The sequence below is a fragment of the Tunturibacter psychrotolerans genome, from assembly GCF_040359615.1.
Taxonomy (GTDB): Bacteria; Acidobacteriota; Terriglobia; order Terriglobales; family Acidobacteriaceae; genus Edaphobacter; species Edaphobacter psychrotolerans.
Map to the genome: position 1 here is coordinate 4,340,200 of NZ_CP132942.1, position 25,906 is coordinate 4,366,105.

24 protein-coding genes are annotated in these 25,906 nt (G+C 54.1%); 10 read left to right on the forward strand and 14 right to left on the reverse strand.

Annotated features, from left to right (window positions below):
* The first annotated feature begins 5 nt into the window (after positions 1-5).
* Both RBB77_RS18290 and RBB77_RS18295 read left to right on the forward strand, forming a co-directional pair.
* Positions 6-572: a TetR/AcrR family transcriptional regulator gene (locus RBB77_RS18290; protein WP_353063162.1), complete on the forward strand. Its 567-nt coding sequence runs from the start codon at positions 6-8 to the stop codon at positions 570-572.
* Between the two features lie 316 nt (positions 573-888).
* Positions 889-1,599: a hypothetical protein gene (locus RBB77_RS18295; RefSeq protein WP_353063163.1), complete on the forward strand. Its 711-nt coding sequence runs from the start codon at positions 889-891 to the stop codon at positions 1,597-1,599.
* 212 nt (positions 1,600-1,811) lie between these two features.
* Here the strand turns inward: RBB77_RS18295 and RBB77_RS18300 are convergent, their stop codons facing one another.
* The gene (locus RBB77_RS18300) at positions 1,812-2,003 is read right to left on the reverse strand and encodes a hypothetical protein (RefSeq protein ID WP_183816740.1); all 192 of its coding nucleotides are present in this window, start codon (positions 2,001-2,003) and stop codon (positions 1,812-1,814) included.
* Between the two features lie 12 nt (positions 2,004-2,015).
* The gene (locus tag RBB77_RS18305) at positions 2,016-2,432 is read right to left on the reverse strand and encodes a hypothetical protein (protein WP_353063164.1); all 417 of its coding nucleotides are present in this window, start codon (positions 2,430-2,432) and stop codon (positions 2,016-2,018) included.
* Positions 2,433-2,493: 61 nt separating this feature from the next.
* Here RBB77_RS18305 and RBB77_RS18310 point away from each other — a divergent pair, with 61 nt between their 5' ends.
* Positions 2,494-2,664 carry a hypothetical protein gene (locus RBB77_RS18310; protein ID WP_353063165.1) on the forward strand — a complete coding sequence of 57 codons (171 nt, stop codon included), beginning with the start codon at positions 2,494-2,496 and terminating at the stop codon, positions 2,662-2,664.
* A gap of 153 nt (positions 2,665-2,817) precedes the next feature.
* Here the strand turns inward: RBB77_RS18310 and RBB77_RS18315 are convergent, their stop codons facing one another.
* The 4 genes from RBB77_RS18315 to RBB77_RS18330 form a co-directional block, all read right to left on the reverse strand.
* Positions 2,818-5,067 carry a xanthine dehydrogenase family protein molybdopterin-binding subunit gene (locus tag RBB77_RS18315; protein WP_353067663.1) on the reverse strand — a complete coding sequence of 750 codons (2,250 nt, stop codon included), beginning with the start codon at positions 5,065-5,067 and terminating at the stop codon, positions 2,818-2,820.
* Entirely contained in the window at positions 5,067-6,092 is a 1,026-nt protein-coding gene (locus RBB77_RS18320; protein WP_353063166.1) for an FAD binding domain-containing protein, read from the reverse strand. The genes RBB77_RS18315 and RBB77_RS18320 overlap by 1 nt, the downstream gene beginning before the upstream one ends.
* Positions 6,089-6,805: a 2Fe-2S iron-sulfur cluster-binding protein gene (locus RBB77_RS18325; protein ID WP_353063167.1), complete on the reverse strand. Its 717-nt coding sequence runs from the start codon at positions 6,803-6,805 to the stop codon at positions 6,089-6,091. Before RBB77_RS18325 ends, RBB77_RS18320 begins: the two co-directional genes overlap by 4 nt.
* 340 nt (positions 6,806-7,145) lie before the next feature.
* Positions 7,146-7,352 carry a DUF6582 domain-containing protein gene (locus RBB77_RS18330; RefSeq protein ID WP_353063168.1) on the reverse strand — a complete coding sequence of 69 codons (207 nt, stop codon included), beginning with the start codon at positions 7,350-7,352 and terminating at the stop codon, positions 7,146-7,148.
* A gap of 303 nt (positions 7,353-7,655) precedes the next feature.
* Between RBB77_RS18330 and RBB77_RS18335 the strand changes: the two genes are divergently transcribed.
* The gene (locus tag RBB77_RS18335) at positions 7,656-8,231 is read left to right on the forward strand and encodes a DUF2062 domain-containing protein (protein ID WP_434557076.1); all 576 of its coding nucleotides are present in this window, start codon (positions 7,656-7,658) and stop codon (positions 8,229-8,231) included.
* A gap of 156 nt (positions 8,232-8,387) precedes the next feature.
* Here the strand turns inward: RBB77_RS18335 and RBB77_RS18340 are convergent, their stop codons facing one another.
* Positions 8,388-9,908 carry an FAD-dependent oxidoreductase gene (locus RBB77_RS18340; RefSeq protein ID WP_353063170.1) on the reverse strand — a complete coding sequence of 507 codons (1,521 nt, stop codon included), beginning with the start codon at positions 9,906-9,908 and terminating at the stop codon, positions 8,388-8,390.
* A 612-nt stretch (positions 9,909-10,520) separates the two neighbouring features.
* Here RBB77_RS18340 and RBB77_RS18345 point away from each other — a divergent pair.
* On the forward strand, positions 10,521-11,345 hold the full coding sequence (locus RBB77_RS18345) for a Ku protein (protein WP_353063171.1): 825 nt from the start codon (positions 10,521-10,523) through the stop codon (positions 11,343-11,345).
* A 93-nt stretch (positions 11,346-11,438) separates the two neighbouring features.
* Here RBB77_RS18345 and RBB77_RS18350 read toward each other — a convergent pair whose 3' ends face one another.
* The gene (locus tag RBB77_RS18350) at positions 11,439-11,948 is read right to left on the reverse strand and encodes a UdgX family uracil-DNA binding protein (RefSeq protein WP_353067664.1); all 510 of its coding nucleotides are present in this window, start codon (positions 11,946-11,948) and stop codon (positions 11,439-11,441) included.
* A gap of 316 nt (positions 11,949-12,264) precedes the next feature.
* Here RBB77_RS18350 and RBB77_RS18355 point away from each other — a divergent pair, with 316 nt between their 5' ends.
* The 5 genes from RBB77_RS18355 (at position 12,265) to RBB77_RS18375 (ending at position 16,785) form a co-directional block, all read left to right on the forward strand.
* A complete protein-coding gene (locus RBB77_RS18355) occupies positions 12,265-13,140 on the forward strand; it encodes an SDR family oxidoreductase (protein ID WP_353063172.1) in 876 nt (291 codons plus the stop codon).
* Complete coding sequence (locus RBB77_RS18360; RefSeq protein ID WP_353063173.1) at positions 13,140-14,042, forward strand: DUF72 domain-containing protein; 903 nt, start codon at positions 13,140-13,142, stop codon at positions 14,040-14,042. Before RBB77_RS18355 ends, RBB77_RS18360 begins: the two co-directional genes overlap by 1 nt.
* 54 nt (positions 14,043-14,096) lie before the next feature.
* Positions 14,097-15,317 carry a DUF763 domain-containing protein gene (locus tag RBB77_RS18365; RefSeq protein ID WP_353063174.1) on the forward strand — a complete coding sequence of 407 codons (1,221 nt, stop codon included), beginning with the start codon at positions 14,097-14,099 and terminating at the stop codon, positions 15,315-15,317.
* Positions 15,318-15,570: 253 nt separating this feature from the next.
* Positions 15,571-15,927: a response regulator gene (locus RBB77_RS18370; RefSeq protein ID WP_353063175.1), complete on the forward strand. Its 357-nt coding sequence runs from the start codon at positions 15,571-15,573 to the stop codon at positions 15,925-15,927.
* A gap of 105 nt (positions 15,928-16,032) precedes the next feature.
* Positions 16,033-16,785: a sensor histidine kinase gene (locus RBB77_RS18375; RefSeq protein ID WP_353063176.1), complete on the forward strand. Its 753-nt coding sequence runs from the start codon at positions 16,033-16,035 to the stop codon at positions 16,783-16,785.
* Positions 16,786-16,832: 47 nt separating this feature from the next.
* Here RBB77_RS18375 and RBB77_RS18380 read toward each other — a convergent pair whose 3' ends face one another.
* The 6 genes from RBB77_RS18380 to RBB77_RS18405 all read right to left on the reverse strand — a co-directional run bounded on the left by RBB77_RS18380 (position 16,833) and on the right by RBB77_RS18405 (position 25,876).
* A complete protein-coding gene (locus RBB77_RS18380; RefSeq protein ID WP_353063177.1) occupies positions 16,833-18,707 on the reverse strand; it encodes a PAS domain-containing protein in 1,875 nt (624 codons plus the stop codon).
* Entirely contained in the window at positions 18,692-19,114 is a 423-nt protein-coding gene (locus tag RBB77_RS18385) for a response regulator (protein WP_353063178.1), read from the reverse strand. The genes RBB77_RS18380 and RBB77_RS18385 overlap by 16 nt, the downstream gene beginning before the upstream one ends.
* A gap of 4 nt (positions 19,115-19,118) precedes the next feature.
* Positions 19,119-20,573, reverse strand: a complete 1,455-nt coding sequence (locus tag RBB77_RS18390; RefSeq protein WP_353063179.1) for a sensor histidine kinase — start codon at positions 20,571-20,573, stop codon at positions 19,119-19,121.
* Positions 20,574-20,770: 197 nt separating this feature from the next.
* A complete protein-coding gene (locus RBB77_RS18395; protein WP_353063180.1) occupies positions 20,771-23,071 on the reverse strand; it encodes a PAS domain S-box protein in 2,301 nt (766 codons plus the stop codon).
* A gap of 357 nt (positions 23,072-23,428) precedes the next feature.
* Positions 23,429-24,154, reverse strand: a complete 726-nt coding sequence (locus RBB77_RS18400) for a DUF899 family protein (RefSeq protein WP_353063181.1) — start codon at positions 24,152-24,154, stop codon at positions 23,429-23,431.
* Positions 24,155-24,214: 60 nt separating this feature from the next.
* Positions 24,215-25,876: an alpha-amylase family protein gene (locus tag RBB77_RS18405; protein ID WP_353063182.1), complete on the reverse strand. Its 1,662-nt coding sequence runs from the start codon at positions 25,874-25,876 to the stop codon at positions 24,215-24,217.
* Positions 25,877-25,906 lie beyond the last annotated feature (30 nt).

The window sequence follows — 25,906 nt, forward strand, 5'->3', positions numbered from 1 at the left end:
GCCGTGTGGCAAGTCTGCTCGACATGGCCGGCCGCATTTTCGGAGTGCTTGGCTACCACGCGGCAACCACGAACGCCATTGCTGCCGGAGCGAAGGTTTCCCCGGCAACGCTGTATCAGTTCTTTCCAGACAAGGAAGCTATCGCCAATGCGCTCGTGGCCCGCTACGCGATGGATCTGGCGAAAGAGGAGCGAGCTGCGGACACACAGAAACTTGCGTCAGCGTCTTTGGAAGAGGCCATCCGGCAGGTCACCGGAGTCGTGATTGAGTTTCATCGGAGGCATCCTGCATTTCGTACTTTATATGCAGAGGCTCCTCTTTCGAAGGACACCGCCGCACAAAAGCGCCTCCTTGTTCAAACCTTTATCGACATCGTTTCCAAGATGCTAAGTACAAGAAATCCAAAACTCGATAGGCAGGACGCTTTGTGGAGCGCAGAAATTGTCCACACCGCCTTGATAGGTTTCCTGCCCGCCCTGGCGGGTCGCAGGACCTCTGACCGGTCGCGAATGATCGACGCCTTGAATCAAATGCTGGTGCGCTACTTGGAGCCTGTGCTCAAGTCGCCTTAAACGCTAAAGGCCGGTGATCCGCTCAGTTGAATCCTTCAGCTGTTACCAATGGGGCAATGCACTCATTGAGTCCTGTGCCGAGAGCCTTGTGAGTTCCTGATCGATTGCGAACCGTCCGGATCTGTCTGGTTCGGACTAGTTCGAATGGCCAGTTGTAGCAGTGTATGAAAACCGGTGGATTTGAGGCGAGTTAGAATCTGCCACACACACGCGTCAGCGTGGATGAGATTGTGAACACTCAGCCGAGAAACCAATCAAGTGGCGGCATTACGTTGCATTCGTTGGCGACATAAGGTTGTCATGGGTGGCGGAATGATTGCATCCGGCGGCAAACTCAGACCACTCGCCGTGCAGCTCTAAAACGAAGCTCTTCCACATTGAGTTCTCCTATCTCCATGTCTCGAAAGAAGACTCTATAAAACCCTGGTGTGATCAGCTCGAATGCCAACTCTTCGAAGCGGAATACCTCGCTGATGAAGACTCTGTTCTTGTGCCAACTGATGTCGCCGCTATTGTTGACCCGTCGCAGAAGGAGAACCGTGACGATGCGAAATGGAAAGCTGAGCAGGAAAAGCAACGCAAGGAGCAAGCCATCGCCAACACCACGGGCATTCGCGTCTTGAAAGCCATCGGGGATGCAGTTCCAGTACGCCTGATGAAGCGCGATTTGCTATTTGTCCTCATGCAGACGTTTCCGCTCTTGAACGAGTGGCAGCTGCAAACACTGGCGCGACAGCATGGCATCCGCAAAGACCGGGAAACAGACATGCTCGACAAACTGTTTGCTGCTTTCCTGCGTCGTGCTGACGAAGGAACGCTCTCTCGCTTGCTTGTCGAGGTTAGTGTCCTACTTGCATCGGGGCGGAGCAATGGATCGAGCGCTCTGCGCGACGCGGCAATGACTTACAAGGTCGATACCGATCTTATCGGTCTAAGGGTGAAGCAGGAGTTCGCCGCCAAAGAGAAGGCGAAAAAGTCAGTAAGACCCGAACCGAAGCCAGCTGCCAAAGCTAAGAAAGCTGCCTAGGTTCCTCGCGCGTGGAATGGGGCTGCCTACCGGCAGCCCCATTTTGTTGCATCTCGCCCGAGCCCTTCGCAGGCGGCAGGAGACTTTCCCCCTCCTGCACCTTCCCCTTTTATTGCGACAATCAATCCGCTTAGAACTTAGGTCTTCGACTCGGGAAACCGAAGCGCCGAGAGAACGAATTCGCCAACGAGCAGGCTTGGAATGAAACGTACTCAGGCAGTTTTGGCTTCAAGTTCGTCGGCCTTAGCCGCAGCTTTGCCGACAGGCTTCTTCTGGACGCCGTTAGCCATGCCCAGCGATACGGCTTTCTCTACCGCGTTCTCGGTTAGGCCCTTCTTCACGGCTTTTCGAACCGCTTTTTCGACCTTCTTCGCTGCCTTCTTCTTTGCCTTATCGTTCGCCATTTTCCCTCACAGTTATCGCCGTAGCCGGCCAGTCTTCTTTATGGTTTTTGTCGCAGTTTTCTTCACGGCTTTCTTTGCCGGAACCTTCTTTGCGGGCTTCTTCGCTATGGCTTTCTTCGCAGCCTTCCTGGCGGATGACTTCTTAGCGGGAGCTTTCTTGCCCACAGCTTTTTTGACTACTACTTTCTTGGCGGCCTTCTTAGCAGGCGTTTTCTGGACAGCTTTCTTGGCCACAGCCTTCTTCGCAGGTGCTTTTTGAGCAGTCTTTTTGATTGTGGCTTTCTTCGATGGTGTCTTCGTCAGGACCTCTGTAACAGTGGTCACGGCTGCGCCCACAGCGGTTTTGACGGAGCCTGCCACATCTTCTGCCATCGCAATTCCGTATCCAACCGCCTCCGCAGCCTTTTCCACTATCGTTTTTTCAGCCATTTTCAGATCCCTCAGTCATTGTGTTCGTACGCAGTTACGAATTGTAGAGGCATATCGACGTATGCGCACAAAAGCTTCGTTTCCTCCCCAAATTGTTGGCTCTTTTGGCTTCTCTCCCCAGATCCAGCGAACGGCATGCGGCCCGGAAGTGGCGCCCACTCCCAAAACCGCTCCCCCGATGGCGGAGGCTACTATGGGTCCCGACGTCGCTACTACGGTGGCGGCGGCCTAACATTATCCTCGTGTGATTCTCATCTATTCTGGTCTTCGGAAGAGGCGACGGGCTCAAGGCCAGCTGTTCACGCTGTCAAAACTGCTGCGTTGGGACAAAGGTGCGTGTTCGACACGGCTGTGCCTCAGACCAGTCCATACTACATTCCGCGAATCAGATTGTATTTCGAGCCGTCATAATTTTATCTGGCGTAATCGGATACTCCCTGATTCGCTTGCCGGTTGCGTTGTAGATTGCATTGGCAACAGCGGCCGCGGCCCCAGTAATCCCAATCTCACCGATACCCCGTGATCCCACGGGATTGAATTTTAGGTCCGGTATGTTCAACACAGTCACATCTATTGTTCCGATATCAGCATTAACGGGCACGTGGTACTCGGCTAGCGATTCGTTGACCACACGTCCGTACACAGGGTCGATGTGGGCTTGTTCACACAAGGCGAAGGAAACTCCCCAGGTGATGCCTCCCATTAGTTGGTTTACGCCCGTTTTGTTGTTGAGCAGCGTGCCTATGTCATACGTTGCGACAACTCGGCGTACTTTGACCATATGGGTGCTCTTGTCCACCGCGACCTCGGCAAAGACCGCTCCCCATGAGGCGAAGGTCATAGCGTCCCTTGATTCCGATGGTTCGGCCGAACCCATCGCTTCAACTGGTTTTCCACCGTTTCGGGCAATCAGATCAACTAGGCTGTCTGTCTGGGAAGGGTTGCTCTTATTGACGAGCTTGCCACCCTCCACCTCGATGTCCAGCGTCTTCAGACCATGCAAAGGAGAACCCGCGTCGGAGATTGCCAGATCGGCCAGCTTCAACTTCAATTGGGTCGTCGCATCCTGAATCGCCGGGAGCACCGACGCGGAAGATTGCGAGCCACCTGATACCGGGGCCTTGGGAAGGGTGGAGTCACCTAGGTTTACCTCAACCATCTTGGGATCAATTCCAAGGCCCGCGGCAGCCTGCTGCGCCATAATCGTGTAAGTGCCGGTGCCGAGGTCCTGAGTTCCCGAACCTACAAACATTCTTCCGCCTGGGAGTAGCCGCACAACCGCCTGCGCCGCACTGCGATTCGCCGGATAGGTCGCCGTCGCCATGCCGTAACCAATTAGCGCATTGCCTTCGGTCTTCGTCCCAGGTGTTGCACTCCGCTTCGACCATCCAAATCGTTCCGACGCCTGCGTGTAGCAGTCGCGCAGGTGTTTGTCTGACCAGGGTCGATCATGGCTCGGGTCTTTGTCGGCATAGTTCACCAGTCGCAACTGTACCGGATCCATCTTCAACTTCTCTGCCAGCTCGTCCATGGCGATCTCGAGTACTGCGGTTCCGGGTGCCTCGCCGGGTGCCCTCATGAAAGTCGAGACGCCGAGATTCACCTCGACCACCTTAGCCGTCACCGAGTTTGCTTCGCTCCAATAGAGATTCTTCGTCGGGCCCTCGGAGTGTTCCACAAAGTCTTCCATCACCGACGCATTCATCACGACGTCGTGCTGCATGGCCAACAATTTTCCATCCGCGCTTGCACCGAGCTTGATCTTGTTGACCGTGGATGGCCGCCCACCCACCGGTCCAAACATCTGCTCGCGCTCTAGCGCCAGCTTGACTGGCTTCCCAGTGACCTTCGCAGCAATGGCGCAGAGCGGAACGTGGGACCACATCGACCCTTTCGATCCAAAGCCACCACCTACGATCGGATTCATGACATGAACGTAATCGACTGGGATGTTCAGTGTCTTTGCCAGCGACATTCGGTCGCCCGAAATGTACTGCGTAGCGTCGTAGATATTGAGCTTGTCGCCCTCCCACCACGCAATCGTCGCGTGTGGTTCCATCGGATTATGGTGCTGAATAGGGGTTATGTAGGTGTTCTCTACGATGACTGACGATTTGGAGAACGCCGCCTGCAAATCCCCGCGATGATTTCCGGCAGGCTCCTTGCCGGGGTTCTTCGGCCACCTCGCATCGCCCAGGCTCTGCAGGAAGTTCACCCGCGCAGGCTTCGCCGAATAGATAAACTTCATCTTTGCCGCTGCCGCTTTAGCCTCGTTGAGCGATCGAGCTACGACTACGGCCACCGGCTGTCCGCTGTAAAACACATCGGCGTCTTGCAGCAGGCTCAAATTCCTTCGAGCGGGCGGCTGCGGAGGTCCCGGGTTCAGCTTCGGTGCATTGAATGGTGTCAGAATGGCGATCACTCCGGGGGCCCGATCCGCAGCAACCCGATCGATCGATACAATCGTACCGCTGGGGATTGTTGACTGAACGATATACGCATAAATGAGATCAGACTTTGAAAACGGCTCTGCAAATTCAGCCGCATACCGTGCCTTCCCCGTCACCTTCGCGATTCCTTCATATCGGTGATCGAGCTGCTTAACCGGCTTCGGTGGTGACCCAGTATCTTGCATCACGCCCGTACCCCCTCGGTTGTGCCCTGGGAAGCAAGCGTCAATGCTCGTACCACACCCTCCTTCGCCAGTTCAATCTTGAAGGCATTATGTTCGTAGCCCTTCGCTCCCTGCAGCAGAACCTCCGCGGCTCGATTGAAGCTCTCGATCCCCACCGGACTATTCACCAACGCTCTTTCGGCCTCCACTCTTCGCCATGGCTTTAACGCAACTCCTCCCAGGGCCAGACCTGCGGACCGGATACGATCGCCGTCCATCTCCAATCCGGCGGCGACCGAGATCAGAGCAAAGGCGTAGCTGTTTCGATCGCGAGCCTTCAGGTAGTAAGCGTTCTTCGCAAACTTGGGCGGCGGCAGTGTAACGGCCATAATCAATTCATCCGCACGCAATGCCGTCTCAACCGAGGGATTCGAATCCGGTAGTTTATGAAATTCAGCGAATGGGATGGTGTATCTTCCCTTTGGCCCCTCTACCTCAACCTTCGCATCCAGCGCCGCCATCGCTACGCACATGTCAGAGGGATGGGTCGCGATACAGCTCTCTCCACTCGTCGCGCCCTTATCGGTCTGGCCTAGGATAGCGTGAATGCGGTTGTAACCCGTGATCGCTGCACATCCAGAGCCCGGTATGCGCTTATTACACGCAGGGAAGCTGACATCAGTAAAGTAGTAGCAACGAGTCCGCTGCAACAAGTTGCCTCCTGTTGTTGCCATATTGCGCAACTGCGGAGAAGCGCCGCTCAGTAGTGCTTGCGAGAGCAACGGGTACTGATTCTTGATCAGCGTGTGATCCGCCAAGTCGGAGTTCCTCACCAACGCGCCAATCGTTACACCACCGTCAGCGTTCGTGGTTACCCTTGCCAGATCGAGATGATTGATATCCACAAGCGTCGTTGGCGATTCGATACCGTACTTCATCAGATCGACAAGATTCGTCCCTCCAGCCAGAAACTTTGCTCCCTGCGAGGACCCCGAGCGAATCGCATTGTCGGGCGTTGCCGCCCTCTCATAGTTGAAGGAATTCATGCAGACACCCCTCTTGTTACAGCTCGAACCGCCGCCACGATGTTGGGATACGCGCCACATCGACAGATATTGCCGCTCATTCGCTCGCGGATCTCGTCATCCGTGATCTCCGGAGGATCCGTCTTGCCAGTATGAAGACTGACGATCGATAGCGCGCCGCGCTTGTGCTCCTCTACTGCAGCTACCGCTGAGCAAATCTGACCGGGGGTGCAATAGCCGCACTGATAACCGTCCTGCTCAAGGAAAGCCGCCTGCATTGGGTGTAGCTCGCTCAGGTCCTTCGGGTCCAGTTTCGTGGCCAATCCCTCGATCGTCGTGATTTCAGCCCCCTGCGCGGCAAACGCCAGCGTCAGGCAGGAGTTGATACGGCGCCCATCGATCAAAACCGTACAGGCTCCGCACTGGCCATGGTCGCAACCCTTCTTGGTCCCGGTCAAATCCAGGTGCTCTCGGAGAGCATCCAGCAAGGACGTCCTACTGTCGAGCGAAAGACGCTGAGACTTGCCGTTCACTTTTAAGGTGATCGGTCGGGTCATCGGAGTTTCCGCGATAGCAACTCCTGGCAAGCCAACCGCCGCTCCTGCTGAAAGCACTCCCGCTGTCTGCACAAACCGGCGCCGCGTCAGCTCGTAGTGCAAGCCATTCTTTTCCAGCTCTCGCTCTTCCCACTCGCACTCCTCGCGGTTGGGTTCCGTATCGAATAAATCGCTCATCTTCCCACTCCGCAATCGGACGCCATCATTATGGGTTCGATGGTAGACGGCTAATTTCGCTTAAGAGATGCCTCCGTGGCGGGATCGCCCAAACCGTCGACGAATTGGCAACTAAACTTTGGTGACGTCGCCGCGACACGAGGGGTGGCCACATTCGCAGATAATTTCTGTCGTTCCTTTTGCGCCCTCACAATGAGGACTGCAGAAATTGTCACCCTTGGCAGGAAGACAACTACAGGCTGGGTTTTCGCATTTCTTCGGATCGGCCATTTCATCTCCTAACAGCTTGGATTAGTCTTTCGCAGTGTTAACGTTCCGATGGCGGCTCAATTTTCCTAAATCAATTGTCCTTCTTTCCGATAGAGGGATATTTCCTCTTTACAGCGGCTTTGACCTTAGCTTTTTCCGCGGGTGTTCCGGATTGCGCAACACGTGACAGAGCATTCTTCGCGTGTGCTTCATTCTCGATCGGGTATTTCCGTTTATCAGGTTCTGCGAAAGATTTAGTGGGAAGTGCTTTTCGTGCCGAGGTCGACAGCTTGGCCATTGTTCACCTCAATTCCGGGATAAATATTGTGAGACGGTCGGCTCTCAATCAAGCGGGAGTCGAGATTTTCCTTTGAAACCCAAGACATCGCAACTCAATAGGATGCTCGCTCCGCCAATTCGGAGGTCTTGAATGTTCTTGTATTCGCCGACAGCAGCGTCATCGCGAAGCGCAAGGCGACGGTTTTGGTTCCAATGACGATTCGTTCAGCCAGGCAGTCGAGACCGTAGCCACACGGGTTGATCTAAATGCTGTCTTTGGCCAGCTGGTATCTTGATAGCCGATCAGCAATCTCCGCGTTGTATGAGAAATTACCTTCGCAACCGAAGAGCACCCTCATCGCATCCGAATGCTCATGTGTTAGTTCCCGAGTCAATACGTGAATTCCTTCGCTGCAGGATACTGCGGCCACTGCTGCGTCTGCTCCGTGGAGGGGTTACACCGCGGCGGCTGGCGTGGAGTTTGGCGTTGGGCATTGTTATCGGGATCAATCCGTCGGTGGGCATCACCACGCTTCTGGTCGTTCTTCTTGCATGGATGTTCGGTCTAAGCCAAGTCGCGTCACAGATTGGTGCCCATGTTATGACGCCGCTGCACTTGCTTCTGTTTCTTCCATTCGTTCAATTGGGTGTACATCTTTTTCACACTCGTCGCCTTCCGCTAAGTCGGCAGCAGCTCGAGCATCTGAGCCATCATCCCTGGCGCCTGATTCGCGACATCTGGCAGTGGGAATGGCATGCACTAATTGTGTGGGCTGCTTTGGCTGCCATCGTGATGCCATTACTTGCCATCTATATTCGGCGCGCTCTCGTACTGCTGATGCGCCGCCATCGAACGCTGCTGCGTTCACGTCCGGTGTTGGACTCATCTTCTGATTAGCTGTTCGCGTGTAGTCGACCCTAGCTTGTCAGGACTTTTCGCAATCGCGGCTAATTCCCCGGACCTGAATGGCTCAGCGCTCCGCCAATCGTGCGCGGAGTCCATCAGATCCTTCGAGAGTCGCGGAGTTCTGGACGGCCAGAATGACAATCCGTTCTAACCGTTACGCCGGATGCTTTGGATAGCCTTGCGAGCTTGTTTTGAAGAAATGGGCTTCCGCATGAGTTCTGCAAGAAGCGCCGTCTCCTCGTCGCGGTCACAACTCACTACAGCGATGACTTCGTCGCGCCTGCTTAGTAGGGCAATGAAATTAAGACGACGAACATCGCCGGTAATGGAGACGTCGTCCCACGTGTCCGCGTGGCCCAGATATTTGATTGTCTTTTCGAAATGATAAGTCCAAAAGAACGGAACATTGCGGAGCGGCGTCCTTTGTCCAAGCATTTGCTTAGCGGCATGCATCCCATGCTGCTGCGCGACTCTCCAATGTTCAATACGAAGCCCTGCAACATTTGCTATATCGCCAGCCACCCATACTTTGTCTCTGGCTCTTAACGATTCGTCTGTCAGGACGCCACCGTCAGCAGCTAATGGTAGATCATGTTCAAAGTTGAGGCTCGGTTCCACGCCTACGCCGAGGATGACAAAGTCGCCATTGATTCGCCGGGAACGACCGTTTTGATCTACCAGGACATTTCGTGACGTTACCTGGAGAGTGTTTACCCCGAGGACAAGGCCCACCCCTTTTCGTTTGTGGAGTGAAAGTAGAGCTGAGGCGATGTTGGAGCCGAATTGCTGCTCGAAAGGAAGTCTCTCCTTGCCAATCACCGTCACGGTCAGGCCACGTTGTCTTAGGGCCGACGCCGCTTCCATTCCAATGAAGCTCGTCCCCAGCACGATTGCATGACGGCCTTTACGTGCGATCGATCGGAGCCCGCTCAGGTCATCAATATGCCGGATGGTGTGTACGTTCTCTGGATGTTGCATGGGAAGCCGCTTCGGCGTTCCTCCGGTAGCGACGAGAGCCGCGTCGAACCGTACTGTTCTACCATCACTCAGGGTAATCAGACCTCGATCCGCTCGAAGCGATTTCACTGACGATCGTAGGCGAATAACATCGAGCCGATCGAGGCAGTGAAGCTGCACGCGATTGGCCGGTGTTTTATCGGTTAACGCCATCTTCGTCAGCATGGTTCTGTCGATAGGCTCTTCATGGCGGGGGTCGACGACGACGATTTCACCGCAAAATCCTTCTTCACGGAGTGTCTTTGCGGCCATTGAACCGGCTGCGCCGGCACCCACGATGACCATTCTTTTCTTGCCGACTATTGACGGCGAGACCTTCGTGGGGCGCTCGACCGCCTTAGCTGTGGGAAATGTAACGAAGACGCTTGAGCCTTCGATTCGTAGGGGGTATGTTTCGAGTGAGTCCATTGCGGGTGGTTCAATGAGCTGTCCATCTGGGATTCGGAAGGTCCCCATATGCCAGGGACAGACAAGTCTTCCATTACAAATGGCCCCCTTCTCAAGAGGGCCGCCGGCGTGTGGGCAGTTACTCTGAAAAGCCGACAACTTGCCCTGATGTCGCAGGACAAGGATCTTGGCCTTACCGGCTGAGACGAGCTTCTTCTCGTTCTCCTTCAAATCGGCTACGCCATGTAATGGAAATTCAGGCATGATTTTCTGAGGTCGTGTTCTGGATCTCGGAGACGAGCGACCCGATTGGATAGAGCACGGTATTTTTTGCGATGGAAAATGGAGATTCCCCTCGCCGGTACATCAAATAGGCAGCAACCGCTCCAGCAGTAAAAGTGAGAAGCGCGAAGAGTCTGCTCGCCGTAGATCGCTCCATCGGCTGGTTTCGTCTTTTCAATATCTATTTGAATTGGGTTGAGACCAAGACGTTGTATCAGCCGTTTAAAAGCCCGAAGATCGCGACGTGTCCAGAGACCCTGCGGATCGGTCAAAGTGCATATCTAGGCCGAGTATTGGGTTGCAAATTAGTCGGCTTGTGGCGAATGGGCATCCTATCTACAGAGGAGGATCTATGCCATTCAAGAGCGAAGCGCAAAGGCGATATTTTGAGGCGAATAAATCCAAACTTGAAAAGCAAGGTGTAGACGTAAAAGAGTGGGAAGAGTCAAGTCGTGGCCTAAAGTTGCCCGAGCGAGTTCCTCGGAGAAAAAGCAGGGTTAAATCATCCCGAAGCGTTTAGTTGTTGGCAGTGGTCGCGCATAGACGCGGCAAATTGCTTTTAATTTACTGATCTTAGGACTTAGAGGAGAGATAATGCCAACGCGGCCGACCTGGTCTGGATCCATTCAAATTTCACTCGTTTCCATCGCGGTGAAGGTTTTTCCTGCTACCAATCCTGGCAAGCAGGTTCAGTTTCATCAGATGGATCGGAAAACGCATAAGCGCGTGCATCATCAGAATGTGGACGAAGCAGGGGACGTCAAAAAGGCGGACATCGTTAAAGGATTCGAGTACGCCAAAGACAAATACATCGAGATCGATCCGGAGGAGCTAAAAGCACTTCGCCTTCCGACGGCAACCACGATGCCAATCAATCAATTTGTCAACGTCGACGAGATATCCCCTGGGCTTTTCGACCGGCCCTATTTCGTGGCCCCGAAAGATGAGGTTCAGGCAAAGGCGCTCAGCATCATGCGCAAAGCCCTCGCGCAAACGAACACCTTGGGCATCGGCGAGATCGCTTTTAGCGGCCGTGAACATCTCGTGGCAATCGGAGCTCCTTTGGACCCGAAACAGAAGGGTCTGATGTTATACGTGCTTCGATACGAGGATGAGCTGCGTAGTGCGACATCGATCCTTTCGGGTGTGAAGGAATTCTCCGTAGATGCAGACGAGCTTTCCTTGGCTAAACAGCTAATCAAGGGGAAAACGTCTAAGCTGGATCTGTCCGCATACCAAGATGATTATGAGGCGGCGGTAAAAAAACTGGTCGAGGCGAAGCGGAAAGGAAAGCCGTTACCGGTCCCGGAGCCAGAACCAAAGAACGCCAAGGTGGTCAGCATCATGGATGCGCTACGTAGCAGCCTCTCACAAGGAATGAAAACGAAAAAGACAACGCGGCGAACTAAAGCCGCCTAAGAGCAGCAGTCTGGTTGCTCACCATGGGACATTGCGTAGGTCGTAGATGGAGTTCGGGTCGCCGATAGCTCACGCGCTACGGCGAAGCGGATTCTATTGCGATAAAAATTTTGCGGCTCTCGATAAATCATCTATCAATGTGTGTCTCTGGCGATGACGGTCTTCGTCTGTGTGAGCCCGGAGAATTGCGGACGGGTGCAGGGTCGCGATGATAGGTGGAAGCCCTTCGACCTGCTGGACTTTGCCATGAACCTTCGTGATCTTCAGGTTCGAACCCAAGAGGGAGTGTGAGGCGACCGCGCCCAAACATACAATTAGCGTCGGTTTCACGGTCTCTAACTCTGCCTCCAACCAAGGTCGACAGGCATGAATCTCTTTCATGTTTGGTTTCTTATGGATTCGTAGTTTGCCACGCGGCTCCCATTTGAAGTGCTTCACCGTATTCGTGACATAGACGTCGCGTCGATCGATCCCAGCTTCTTCCAAGCATTGATCGAGAAGCTGTCCGGCTGGTCCGACAAAAGGGCGGCCTTCCTTATCCTCACGGTCTCCAGGCTGCTCGCCGATCATCATGATCGAGACCTTCGGTTTTGCTGCGTTCAGTCCAGTCTCTAATTCTCCGAAGACCGCTTAGGTGGCATAGCGATAGAGGTCACAGCCATGGCATTTTTGTACGGCCTTTCGAAGGACGGGCAATGTCCTTTCCCGTGGAACAAATTTCGCGGCATCTTCCTTGGCCTTGGTTGTCATCGAAACGCCGATCCACAGTACTCAGTCATCTTGCTGGCATACGCCTGGCAACGACATCTTGGTGTAGATGCCATCCAACCTCCAAAGGAAGTAAACAGAAAGGCCACACTCCAGAATTCTTGAACGTATTTCGCGGTTAATGCATCACAGGGTGGGAAGGAGCATCGCCATGAACATCGATCCGCGGGAGGTAGGGCCAAAGCCACCCTTTCCAAAACAAGAGCAGACCCATCCCGGGACAGTGAAAAAACTCAATCCGTCCGCTGATCACGGCGAAGAGAGCTATGTCGGCACAGGGAAGCTCAAGGGCCGGGCGGCAATCGTCACAGGAGCCGACTCCGGCATTGGCCGGGCAGTTGCGATTGCTTTCGCCAAGGAGGGCGCGGATGTGCTGTTGAGCTACTTGCCAGAGGAGGAGCCGGATGCTGCAGAAGTCGTTGCAGTCATAGAGAAGGCCGGGCGTAAAGCCGTTAAGCTTCCCGGCGACATTCGCAAGCTCGAATACTGTCAGGCGCTCGTCGTTGCTGCAGTGAAAGAGTTTGGCAGACTGGACATTGTCGTGAATAACGCGGGTTTCCAGATGACACACGACAAGTTAGAAGATGTGCCGCTCGATGAGGTAAAGCGTACCTTCGATACCAATATTTTCGGCACATTTGCTCTAACCCAAGCAGCCCTGAAGGAACTGAAGCCAGGTGCCTCTATTTTGAACACAACGTCCATTCAGGCATATCAACCGGGTGAAAATTTGGTAGCGTACGCCGCGACGAAAGCAGCCGTACTGAGTATGACGAAATCGGTCGCGAAGCTCGCAATGGAACAGGGCGTACGTGTAAATGCCGTTGCCCCAGGACCAGTATGGACGCCGCTGATTCCCTCGACGATGCCGCCTGAAAAGGTTGAAAAGTTTGGCGAAAATACCGTTTTCAAGCGGCCGGCACAGCCGGTTGAGTTGGCCAAGCTGTTTGTCTTTCTGGCCAGTGACGATGCGAGCTATGTTACTGGAGAAGTCTTCGGCGCAACGGGTGGAAGGACACCGTACTAGTGGCGGGCGAAGTACGCATCGGTATTTCAGGATGGCGCTATGCTGGTTGGCGGGGCGTTTTCTATCCTCCGAAACTCCCGCAACGCAGCGAGCTTGCCTTCGCGGCAAAGAACTTCAACTCGATTGAGATCAACGGGACGCACTACTCCCTCCAGCGACCCGAATACTTCGCACAATGGGCTGAAGAGACGCCGGATGATTTTGTCTTCGCGGTGAAGGGATCGCGCTTCATCACTCATATGAAAAAGCTACGAGACGTTGAAGATGCGCTTGCGAACTTCTTCGCACAGGGGATTCTGCGTCTCGGTAAGAAGCTGGGGCCGGTGCTGTGGCAGTTTCCGCCACGGTTTGTGTTCGATCCCGTCAAGCTAGAGTCTTTCTTCAAAATGCTACCCCGGACGATGAAGCAAGCAGCTCAACTCGCTGGCGCACACGGGCCGAAGTTGCATGGCCGGGCGCATACAACAGTCGAACGAGGAACCGCCAAGCAAGAGATTCGGCATTGTGTCGAAATTCGGCATGAGAGTTTTGCTGTTCCAGAGTTCATTCAACTACTCCGGCGATATAACATCGGCTCGGTCGTGGCCGACACGGTGGAGTGGCCACTATTGATGGACGTAACTACGGACTTCGTCTATTGCAGGCTACATGGGTCGGAACAGCTCTACGCCAGCGGCTACGACGATGCAGCACTTGATGTCTGGGCCGACCGCGTCGTCGCATGGGCGGGAGGAGACGATGCGCCGAGTGGCCGGTTCGCTTGTGGGGAACGGTGCATAAAAATTCCGGCGCGCGACGTTTATCTCTACTTTGATAACGACATGAAGGTGCGTGCTCCTTTTGACGCGAAGAGTCTGCGCGAACGGGTGCAGGGGCGATTGGAGCTGCAGACAACCGTCTAGCGCCGCTTGATATAAAGCGAATAAAGAGCGAAAATAGTATGGCGAGGCGACGATATGAAGCGCTCAGGCACAGCCGATCTTCCACTTCACGGCGGGCGTGTGCCTCCTTGGCTCGCCAGTCGTATGACGGAGCTGGGGACTGCTATCGCCGAGCAAGTCATCCTGAACTATGGGCAATCCGAATTCCTTACCCGATTGAGCGATCCGTTCTGGTTTCAGGCCTATGGCGCCGTGATGGGTATGGACTGGCACTCTTCCGGTATTACAACCTCGGTGCTCGGGGCGCTAAAGCGAGGAATGAATCCGCGTTTCTCGGAACTTGGTTTGATGGTCTGCGGCGGTCGTGGTCGGCACTCCGTTCGTACACCAGACGAGTTGCGTGCGTTTTCGCAAAAGACGGGGCTCGATGGTGATGCTTTGGCACGCACGAGCCGATTGACCGCGCGCATCGATAACAACGCGGTTGCGGATGGCTTTCAACTCTATCTGCATTCTTTCGTAATAACTCAGTCGGGGGAGTGGGCTGTCGTCCAACAAGGAATGAATCCCGACAGCCACTTGGCTCGGCGATATCACTGGCATTCGGCCAGCGTGCGCGATTTCGTGTCTGCGCCACATACAGCCATCGTGGGCCAGCCCCAAGGCGAGATACTCAACCTTGTGGACGTACGCGCGCGGAAGGCCCAGAGTGCCCTGCTCACGATTGCAAGGGGACCCGTCCCGAGTGCTTTGAATGACGCTCGCAAACTCATCATGCCGATGCACCACGACGTTCGTGCCGAAAATGTGGATTTGAAGCGACTGGGTGCCGTGTTGGCTGTGGCGCACGAGCAGGAACTTCGGGACTTTTCCTCGTTGCTCCTTGTAGAGGGGCTGGGACCGCGAACGCTACAATCTTTGGCGTTGGTTGCGGAAGTCGTTCATGGAGCGCCGGCCCGCTTCTCCGATCCAGCGCGCTTTTCGTTCGCTCACGGGGGCAAAGACGGACATCCTTTTCCGGTAACGCTCAAGACTTACGATGACTCGCTTGGCGTGCTGCGGCGTTGTCTTGAGGCGGCTCGCCTGGGACATACTGAGAAGCTTGAAGGGTTCGCGCGTCTAGATCGATTGACCCGCAAAGTTGAAGAAGAGTGTGAACCACTTACCGACTTCGACGCCGCGATCAGGCATGAACGCGCGACCTCCCCGTTACTCGGAGGGCGGACGGTATTCGACGACGAAATGCCAAAGAAACGGATCTTTCCGGCACCGCAATTGAATCTGTTTGGTAGTTAAACTGTTCCGACGAGGATGAAATGTCTCGGCTCGTACCCGCAGTTCGTAAGGATGGCTTATTCCTTCTGGCCTTCCCGACTCAGAAACTTTTCCCGATCGCCGGGTTCGATAGGAGAGATACCTTCTGCCATCTGCTACTCGTACGGGTGTAAACGAACGATGAACATCCCGGTTCTTGGGGGTTGTTAGGTTTCGGAATCAAAGAATGACCGAGTGTATCCTAGAACACGAAATGAAGGGGCCTGTGCCAGACATGAAACGTGTGGTTTTTGTAGTTGACGACGAAGCGGTGATTGCCCAAACACTCGCCGTTATTTTGAACCAAGCAGGCTTTCAAGCGACTGCCTTCGATCGTCCCGAGAAGGCCATCGCCGCCCGTGCTGAGTTAGCTCCTGATCTCCTCATCAGTGACGTCATGATGCCAGGCATGACGGGTGTCGAACTGGCGATTCACTTCCGCGAAGCTCAGCCTGACTGTAAGATCCTGCTCTTCTCTGGCCAGGCCGCGACGGCCGATCTTTTGCGCGAGGCTCGCGAGCAGGGGTATGACTTCGATCTGCTGTCAAAACCAGTCCATCCGGCCGACCTTCTTGCAAAACTCCGAGCTTAGGTCTCGCGACCTGGATCTTCGTCGGCTAAGAGACGTATCGCGTTGTGACATCCGCGAAGTCTTGACGAGCCAACCTTTATCGATCTAATCCACTCAGAATGCTTCATGGACTCGCCTCTCGCACCTCGCGACTCCTTTGAGGACGAAGGTCAGAAGCTCAGAGTCTGCGAAGAAAACCTCCGAAGGTATCACCAGCTAGCTCTCGCGGGTAGGCTTGTCGGTGCGACGATGCATGAAGTCAACAACCGACTGGCGGCGCTCACAAATCTCATCTATCTGGCGAGAACCCCCACTCAGCCACCGCAACTGGGCCTCGAATATCTGGATGAGGCAGACCTCCAACTTCGCAGCCTTGGCGAGATCACCGCCAGGAGTCTCGCTTTCATTCGCGTGGAAGCAGAACCCAAAGAAATAGACTTGGTGGAGTTGGCCATGTCGGCACTCCGCCTTCATGATCATCACATCTCCAAGAAGAGAATCACTGTCCTAACGAGATCGGTTGAATCCGCGGTAGCTTCTGTGAAAAGAGGCGAGATCTTCCAGGTTTTTACAAATCTTCTTCTCAATTCGATTGAAGCGCTACCCCATTCCGGAAATCTCCACGTCCGAGTGGCGATGCGTCACCCAAATGTGATCATTACGATTGCCGATAATGGAAAAGGGATCCCGGACGCATTCAGGGAGACTTTGTTCGACTCCTTCAAGAGCGGCAAATCCGAAGGCAACGGGCTCGGCCTCTGGGTCGTACGAGAGATTGTTCAAGGTCATGGCGGCACGATCAAATATCGGAGCAACAATGTCATGGGCAAGAGCGGGACAATCTTTCGCATCGCGCTGCCTGTCCAGGCGGCCGCTTAGTTCGCTACGATGCATCGTAACTTCAGAATCCGACCATCAGTTGGACGTTAGCGAACCGCTGCATCGAAGGGGAGAAAAGCAGTAAAGACAGTTCCGTGATTTCTTGGAGCCTGGCTGCTTCTCACCGATAACTTTCCTTGATGTCGTTGGATTATTTCCTGACTAATCCAGAGTCCAAGCCCTGTGCCTCCGATACCTTTTGTCGTGAAAAACGCGTCGAAAACCTTCGACATCGTCTCCTGAGCTATCCCCGGACCATTGTCGGCCACTGTGATGGCTAATCCTGGACGTCCGCTTTCCCAGTCCATCCTCTCGTGGCACCTCACCAACAGACGACCGCCTTCAGAGTGCATCGCATCGATGGCGTTGCTGATCAAATTGCTCAGCACCTGACGAATCTCGCTTTCGAAGCAAAGGACAGGCCGAGAGCAGCGCACAAGCTTCTCGGGTTTGATATTCGAGTTCGCCAAACGGCTGTTGTGGATCGCAAGAATGCTCTCAATCAGTGCATGGGGATTCATTTCAGTTGGGTTGCTGGATTGCTTATGAAATCTCAGGGTCTGGTTGGTGATCGCAGACACTCGCTGTAATTCGACATCGGCCGTGGCTAGGTATCTGCGGGCTTCCTGAAAATCTTCGGTCTTCTCTGCTAGATAAAGAAGGTTTGTGACTGATTCGAGTGGATTATTGATCTCGTGGGCGATACTGGATGCCAGGCGACCCACTGCGGCCAGTTTTTCATTCTGAATGAGGGCATTTTCGGATAGTTTTCGATCGGTAATATTGACGTTGATTCCTGTAACCCTCTCGACTATGCCGTCGGCCGAAAAAACGGATTTCCCCCAGGCTTCCAACCAGTGCACCGAGCCGTCCGGCCACAATACCCGGAATTGAGAACGGTATTCTCCTCGGCCTTCCATGGCCGGAATCAAGTCGTCCGCAACCCTGGCGCGGTCTTCTTCATGGAGATAAAGAAAGATCTGGTCGACATGAGTCATTTCGGAGGCTAACCGGCCATACGTCCACTCGGTCCCTCCATCCCAAATGAAGTTTCCGGTCGCAAGTTCCCATTCCCAAGAGGCAATTTTTCCTGCGGCCTGCGCTAGGAGCAGTCGGTCGGCGATGATCTTGAAGTCTTCTTCGCTTTGCTTCTTATCCGTAATGTCTTCAACGATGGCAAACATGCTTGCGGAAGCGATATCGCTCCCCACAACACGTCCTTTGGACCGAACCCATCGTATGCCGTCCGAGCGCATAACCCGGTATTCGATGTCATACTGCGGCCCGCCTGCCATGGCAATCTCAAAACGGGAGGCGGCCATCCCCCGGTCGTCGGGGTGTAAAAATTCACTCCAAAATTCGAGGGTACCGGCCCGCGCGGTCGCGCCGAAAATTTGCTGCATTGTCGCGTCCGCCATAAAGGTCTTTTCATGGGGGTCATAGCACCACATCCCTAGGCCTGCGCCTTCCATCGCGAACTGAAGATGCTGTTCACTACGGCGTAACGTAGCTTCTGCATTTCGTCGTCCACTGGCTTCCCTGACCTCGCGCTCTATAGCAGGAATGAGCCGCGTGAGATTTTCTTTGGAGACATAATCCTGCGACCCAGCACGCATGGAATCCACTGCTGTCTGTTCCGAGACGGCACCAGAGAGCATGATGAATGGAATATCTAATCCGGATGCCTTCAAAAGTTGAAGAGCCTCAGGGCCACTGAAGTTCGGCAAATTGTAGTCACCCAACACGATGTCGGGTAATGCTTCGCCCTCCAGTGCCGAGTGCATCGCGATCGCGTTCTCTACCCTGGCAATCGAGGGTGAAAAACCATGGCGTCGCAGATGCCGTTCGAGGAGGGCGGCGTCATCAGGATTATCTTCGACTAGAAGGATGCTTAGATTTTGGCGGTCTAATTCGGCGGGCATTCATTCAGCACAAGCCAATACATTCCCAGTTGGCGAGTGGCCTCTGCAAAATCATTAAAATTTACCGGCTTACGAATATAGCTGTTCACGCCAAGTTGATAGCTGCGTACTACATCTCGCTCTTCATCAGACGAGGTCAACACGACCACCGGAAGCAATCGCGTGTCGTCGCATTCACGAACTCGCTTCAGAACCTCAAGGCCATCCAATTTCGGCAGTTTGAGGTCAAGCAGGACGACCTGGGGCTTAATCGCGTCTGGCCCGCAAAGCAGATTGACAGCTTCTTCGCCGTCCCGCGCCACGCGAATTTCATTTGCCATGTTCGATTTTTTCAAAGCGCGAATGGTCAGAGCTTCGTGATCGGGATCGTCTTCAACTAGCAATATCAATTTTGTTTTATCCGTCATAACGTCATCCTAGAGTAAACCAAAAAGTTGCTCCCTCTCCTTCCTTTGCATCTGCCCATATTCTTCCGTGGTGTCGACGTACCACGCGCGCCACCGTCGCTAATCCGATTCCCGAACCTTTAAAGTCTTTATCTCCGTGGAGTCGATTGAAGGCATTAAACAATTTGTCTTTGTAATGAATGTCGAACCCTGCTCCGTTATCTCTAACAAACCAAGCGGTTTGAGTGGGATCCCATCCGAATTCTACCCTCGATTCTGGCTTCTTTGAGCTAAATTTGACTGCATTGCCCAACAGATTTTCGAGAGCGACCCGGAGGAGTTTCGGATCAGCTTGGGCAGTCAGGTCACTCTCGATAGTGAAATCGATCTTCTGCGCAGGATTTTGCTCGGTCAGTTGGCTGGCGACGCTTTGGGCAAGCGCCGTCAGATCGACCGACTCACGGTCAAGATCCGCTCGCGTAATTCGGGACAGCTGCAACAGCGCATCAATCAGGCTTCCCATCCGCTGAACGCCAGTTCTGACGCGCTGGATATAGTCTTTGCCTTCGGGACCTACGACGTCGGCATAGTCTTCCTCAAGAGCGAGACTGAAGCCATCAATCGTTCGGAGGGGTGCCCGCAAATCGTGCGATACCGAGTAACTGAACGCCTCGAGCTCCTTATTAATAGTTTCTAACTCGGAGGTCCTTTGCTGTACACGAAGTTCGAGGCTCTGATTCAATAGTTGAATCTCTTCTGCTTTACGCTCCACCTCACGACGGGACAAAGCTAAACGCTGGGCCGACTGTTCAGCGGCCAGCCGGAGGTCACGCTCGCGGGCAAAATATCGAAACATGAGCACAATCAGGATCACATCGAGGACACTTGCTGCCCCGAGTGTGAATCGCACCTTTTGAACCGCTATTCTGGCCGTGCGTATTCGATCGCCGAGAAGGCGCCGCTCTTCATTCTCCATTTCATCGGCGATCATACGCATGCGGTCCATATCCGCCTTGCCGGCACTCAGATTCTCTGTCATACGAGCGGTTTCCAGGGGGACAGTGGACGAGCGTAGAGCGTTGACTTGTTCGGAGAGATAGAGTCGATGCTCCATCACCTGACGCATCTCCTCTGCTCGGACCTGTTGGCTCTGATTATCCGACGTCAGCTGCTGAAATGCGCTGAGACTTACCGGCAGTTCCGTCTTCGCCTTGCGGTAAGGCTCCAGAAATTTTTGGTCTCCCGTCAGTAGATATCCGCGACTTCCAGTCTCTGCGTCCTTAGCCGCGCTGATCACGCGTTCGACTTGAGCGATCACCTCCCATGTGTGATCAACCCATCTGTGACTATCTTCGAGACCCTGCACGGAACTGAGCGCAATCCATACGTTGCCGATTACAAATAAGATGGCGCCAGACAACAGGATTGGGATGAGCTTTCGATTCGAAGGCCTCATTTTAACTTCGTCTATTTCTGCCATCTTTCCAACGTATCGCCTAACGTCAGATTTGACTAATCCGATCTCACTCCACACCTAAGACTGAATAGTTCTGAACACGACAGCCGCGACCTGAACAGTTAACAATCGGTGCGAGAAAGACCGTAAATTGGTTACGTCACACTTGCGGATAAAGGTCAAGGGATTCGGGGCTTCCTTACGAGATTCGAGGGCAGATCTTATGCGTTCCGTGGAACATCGTAGAGCGTGTGCAGAGGCACGAATACCCGAACTGTTGTCCCATGGCTCTCCACATCCCTTTGGCTCGTGATGCTGATTTGACCTCCGTGGCCCTCGATGAATTGCTTCGCAACGAACAGTCCAATTCCGGTACCCACAGTGGAACGAGTCGTGAAGAAGGCCTCAAACACCCTCGGAAGATCGCGGGGTGCGATGCCTTCGCCATCGTCAGAGATTGTCAGCAATGTTCCACTGGCGGGCTCCTCAATATCCTCTACGGAAACGGATAGATGACCTCCGCTCGGCGTGGCGTAGATGGAGTTCGCAATGAGATTCGAGATAACTTGCATCATCTCCCCTCGACGAAGTATCGCTTTACGCGAAGATTGCAGGGATGTGCTGAAGTTGATGCCGGCCGCACTGCAGCGCGGCTCATAGATAATGACTGCGTGTTGAGCTATCTCACTGAGAGACGCTAAAGTCGCCGCAGTGTGTTCGCGATAGTATCCGAGCGTTTGCTTGGCTATATGGGAGACGCGTCCGAGTTCGTCTTCGGCGGTCGAAAGGTAGTTCAGGCCGTCTTCGTCGGTGATCTTCGAACGAAGCAGATACAGCAAATTCATCACCGCTTCGAGAGGATTGTTAATCTCATGCGCAATGGTCGCTGCCATGCGTCCGGTTGCTGCAATTTTTTCCGCTTGCATTAAGGATCGTTCAATGCGTTTCCGGTCAGAAATATCGCGAAGGATCTTGGAAGCTCCAATGACGAGTCCGCGATCGCCTCGGATCGGAGAAACCGTGACGGAGACTTCGATCAGTCTGCCGTCCTTTGTAAGACGAACGGTCTCGAAGTGCTCTACACGTTGTCCCGCGCGGATAGTCTCGATGATCCTTTTCTCTTCAGCTCGTAGATCATCGGGGATCAGTTTGAGAATCGACTGGCCGACCATCTCGTCAGCGGTATAACCGAAGAGACGACTGGCCGCGCCATTCCAACTCGTGATAATGCCGTTGAGATCCTTGCTGAGGATCACGTCGTCGGAGGAATCCACGATTGCAGCAAGCCGCTGCATCGCTTCCTCAGCAGTTTGCCGATCCGTTACATCGTTTCCGACCACGATGATCCCCGAAACACTTCCGTCGACCTCACGCAATGGCTGGTACACGAAATCGAGGTAACGCTCATCTGACGGCAGACCCTGGGCCGCTTCGACTTGAAACCGAATGCCATTTCCAACAAATGGCTCGCCTTGCAAGACCTTATCGAGAATGTCGATGTAGCCCTGCCCCGCGGCCTCCGGCAAGGCCACGCGTACGGGTTTGTTCAGGACATCACGGTTGTTCACCAGACGCAGGTAGGACGGATTCACCATGGTGAAGACGTGGTCCGGTCCTTGCAAAAGGGCAAAGAAGACCGGTGCCTGTTGAAGCGCCTCGAACGCTCTGGTTCTTTCTCGCAGCATGGCCCTTTCGGCGAGCTTTCGTTCCGTGATATCGCGAAAGACTAAAATGATGCCGGTTAGCTTGCCCTCATCGTCCCAGATGGGAGCGCCGCTATCATCAATGGCCGTCTCGGTCCCGTCCTTTCGGATCAAGATCGTGTGATTGGCGAGGCCGACAATGGTGCCGAGACGGCGCACCTTGTCCGCCGGACTTTCCACAGGTTCCCGCAATTTCTCGTCAACAATGCGGAACACGGCGCTCAGGAGCTCGCCACGCGCGTCTTTCAGAGTCCAGCCCGTCAGACTTTCCGCGACGTGATTCATGTCGGTAATGCAAGCATGTTCATCGGTGACGATCACGGCATCGCCGATGCTTTGCAGAATCCGCGAAGCCCGCGCTTCACTCTCGGCGAGCTTGCGAAGTGCCACGACCTCTCCCGTAACGTCATGAAGGGAACCGAAGAGGCCGGCGATGGCTTCGTTCTCGAAGATCGGGTTGAAGGAGTAATTCAGGTAGGCGTCCCTCACACCGTTTTCCGTCGGAAGCGGAACCAGAAGCTTTTCGTGAAAGACTGTTTTTCCTGTGGCAAGTGCCTGTTCTAATAGGGGTCCCACCACGTGCCACGATTCGCTGTAGACCTCACGGGCTGATTTTCCCAGTGCGAAGGGGTGACGGGGCCCAGGAATGGGACGGTAGGCGTCGTTGTAAATCAAAATGAGCTGAGGTCCCCACATGGTCCTTGCAGGGGAGGAAGAAGCCAGGGTTAGATTGACAATCGTGAGAAGTTCCTTCGACCAAGTTTCAATGGGGCCGAGCGGAGTCGAACTCCAGTCATAATCACGCACCAAATCTGCCATCTCGCCAGTGCCGATAATACGACCAGATACCGTCTCTAACGCTGACTTTTCCTTTTGCAAAAATCACCTATCGGGCCAGTGAACTACCAATTCAAAACTCGGGGCCATTTCTATACCGGTCGATGTTTAGGAACCTAGAAATCCAACCCCTCCCCGTCCATCCTAGTCGAGAATGGACTGATCTCGCCTTCGAAGTAGCTTTAGGCACACTAAATCATGGTAGGCAGCTCGTCCTCTCCTGGCCCAGACGTTCTCACGTCTTCCGCCAGACTCGAAGGAGGAACAAATAGCTCTCTTTTGTGTTCTAAGTCTCTTTAAAGGAGAACCCCGCGCGGTAGTCCTCCCACCTCTGTTTTCCTACGCTTGCGCTTTCTTTCCGTAGGCGAGTGCCGGGTACCACTCCCCTCGTCCTTTGGGGGTCAGATCCATCAAATTCCACAGTGGCGCGAGCAAGTCGATTCCGCGTTCCTTGATCTCCGACGACATCCTAGGATGTGCGGTATAAAAGTGCCGCACAAGGCCGTCACTGTGTCTCGCAAAAACAGAGATGGTGGAATCCTGCCCTCCGTCAACATCTTCACTGCCAAGATCGAATTTGAAGGTACTTGAACCCGCGCTGAGCAATCGGACATTGTTCCAACCGCGTGCCCGCGCATGATCGCGCAGCGCCTTAGGTTCCGCAGCAGCGACGATTGCGAAATCAATGTTCTGTGCGATGTGTTGCGCCACGCCGTTCAATCCGTCAATCCACATCGTGCACATTGGACACGGATTGGTCTGTTTCTTGCCGTACATTAGGTGATAGATCACCAGCGGACGCTCCCCTGCCGTGAAAAGCTCGCTCAACTTTACCTTGCTTATAGGCTCATCGCCCGCATCGAGATTGGCCGGCCCTTCGACAAATTCGTAGTCCTGGAGTGCTGCCCCCTGCGGCAACTCGCGACGCAACGCAGCGATTCGTTCTTCATGTTTCATCAACTCGATTTCCGCCAGACGCAACTCCTCACGCTTCGCCAGGTACTCGTCGGAGTCGTTCGTAAGGTTCGTTTCCCGGTAGGTTCCGTTTATAAATTCATGAACCATATCAGACCTCCCCAGCCTACCGGCTAGATCTCCGGTAAGCCTCAACAGTTGGATGCGAGGTTAGACGGCAGTGCGTTTGAGCAGGTAATCCAGGCCGCATACACGGAACCAACGATAGCCGTACGGTTCGAGCAGCATGCGGTGCTTACCGCTGGCGTCGGGTTCGCTGTGGTCGTTAGACAGAAGATTGGCGAGCACGCATTTCTCTTCGTCGGCGTCGACCGAGAGGCGCACCTCACGCGGTTCGCCGCTAAGGTTGTGGACGCAGAGTACAGCGTTGTTGCGCCAGTCATACTGAATTGCCAGAACTTTCGGGGTTCCCGTCGAAACAAACGAAAAATCGCCCCAGCCAATCTCGGGGACCTCTTTGCGCATGCGGATAATGCGTTCCATCCAGTTCAGAAGTGAGTTAGGGTCACGGCGTTGATCTGCGACGTTGACGTGTTGAAAGCTGTATGGTCCATCGCTAATCACGGGCAGGACAGGCTTTTCACTCTTGGTGAAACCGGCATTCGGCTCCGTCGACCATTGCATGGGCGTACGAGCGCAGTTCCGCTCAGGTAATTTGAGATTGTCACCCATCCCGATCTCGTCGCCGTAACGAACGACGGGAGTCCCCGGCAAAGTCATCATTAGGCTATAAGCAAGTTCCAGCCGGCGCCGATCTCCCTGAAGCATAGGTGCAAGTCGACGCCGGATGCCACGTTGATACAACTGCATCTCCGGATCGGGGCCAAACGCCGCAAAGACGATTTCTCTCTGTTTGTCTTCGAGACGGCCAAGATCGAGTTCATCATGATTCCGAAGAAATTGTCCCCATTGCGCGGTAGTGGGACGCGACTTGGTCGCCCGCATTGCTTTAACAAGGAGCCGAGAATCGCTGCTGGCGAGAGCGTAAAAAAGATGCTGATTCACCTCAAAATTGAACATCATCTGCAACCGCTCGCCTGCGGTGCCGAAGTATTTCATGTCGGTTCCTGGAAGAACGTTCGCCTCTGCCAGGATGATCGCCTCTCCCTCCCTCCAGGTCAGAAACTGGCTGAAGACGCGTAGCATGTCGTACTGCTCTTTGGGTTTGGCGATACTTGCTCCCTTTTGCGAAATGACAAAAGGGACGGCGTCCATGCGGAATCCCGATACCCCAAGTTGTAACCAAAAACCCATGATCTTAAGGATTTCAGCCTGGACTTCGGGATTCGAGGTGTTGAGGTCAGGCTGAAACTCATAGAAGCGGTGGAAGTAGAAGGCCTTTGCGGCTTCATCGTAGTCCCACGTTGACTTCTGCACGCCAGGAAACACGATGCCCGAACTAGCGTTCTTTGGCTTCTTCTTCGACCATAGATACCAGTCGCGGTATCTGGACTCCGGATCGCGACGCGCCTCTTGAAACCAAGGATGCTCATCGGACGTATGGTTGACTACCAGATCAATGAGGACGCGCATTCCGCGCTGCTTACAGCCATGCGTGAACTCGACAAAGTCGCCGAGAGTACCGTATCTCGGATCGACGCCGTAGTAGTTTGCGACATCGTACCCGCCGTCCTTGCCGGGGGAAGGCTGAAAAGGCATTAGCCAAATGGCTGTGACGCCCATTCCCTGCAAGTAGTCAAGGCGACGCATCAACCCTTGAAAGTCTCCGATGCCGTCCCCATTAGCATCCATATATGTAGCGACTGAAAGGCAGTAGATGACGGCGTTCTTATACCAGAGGTCGTTGATCATGCGAGCAGTCTTTCAGTTTCCGAATTCTTT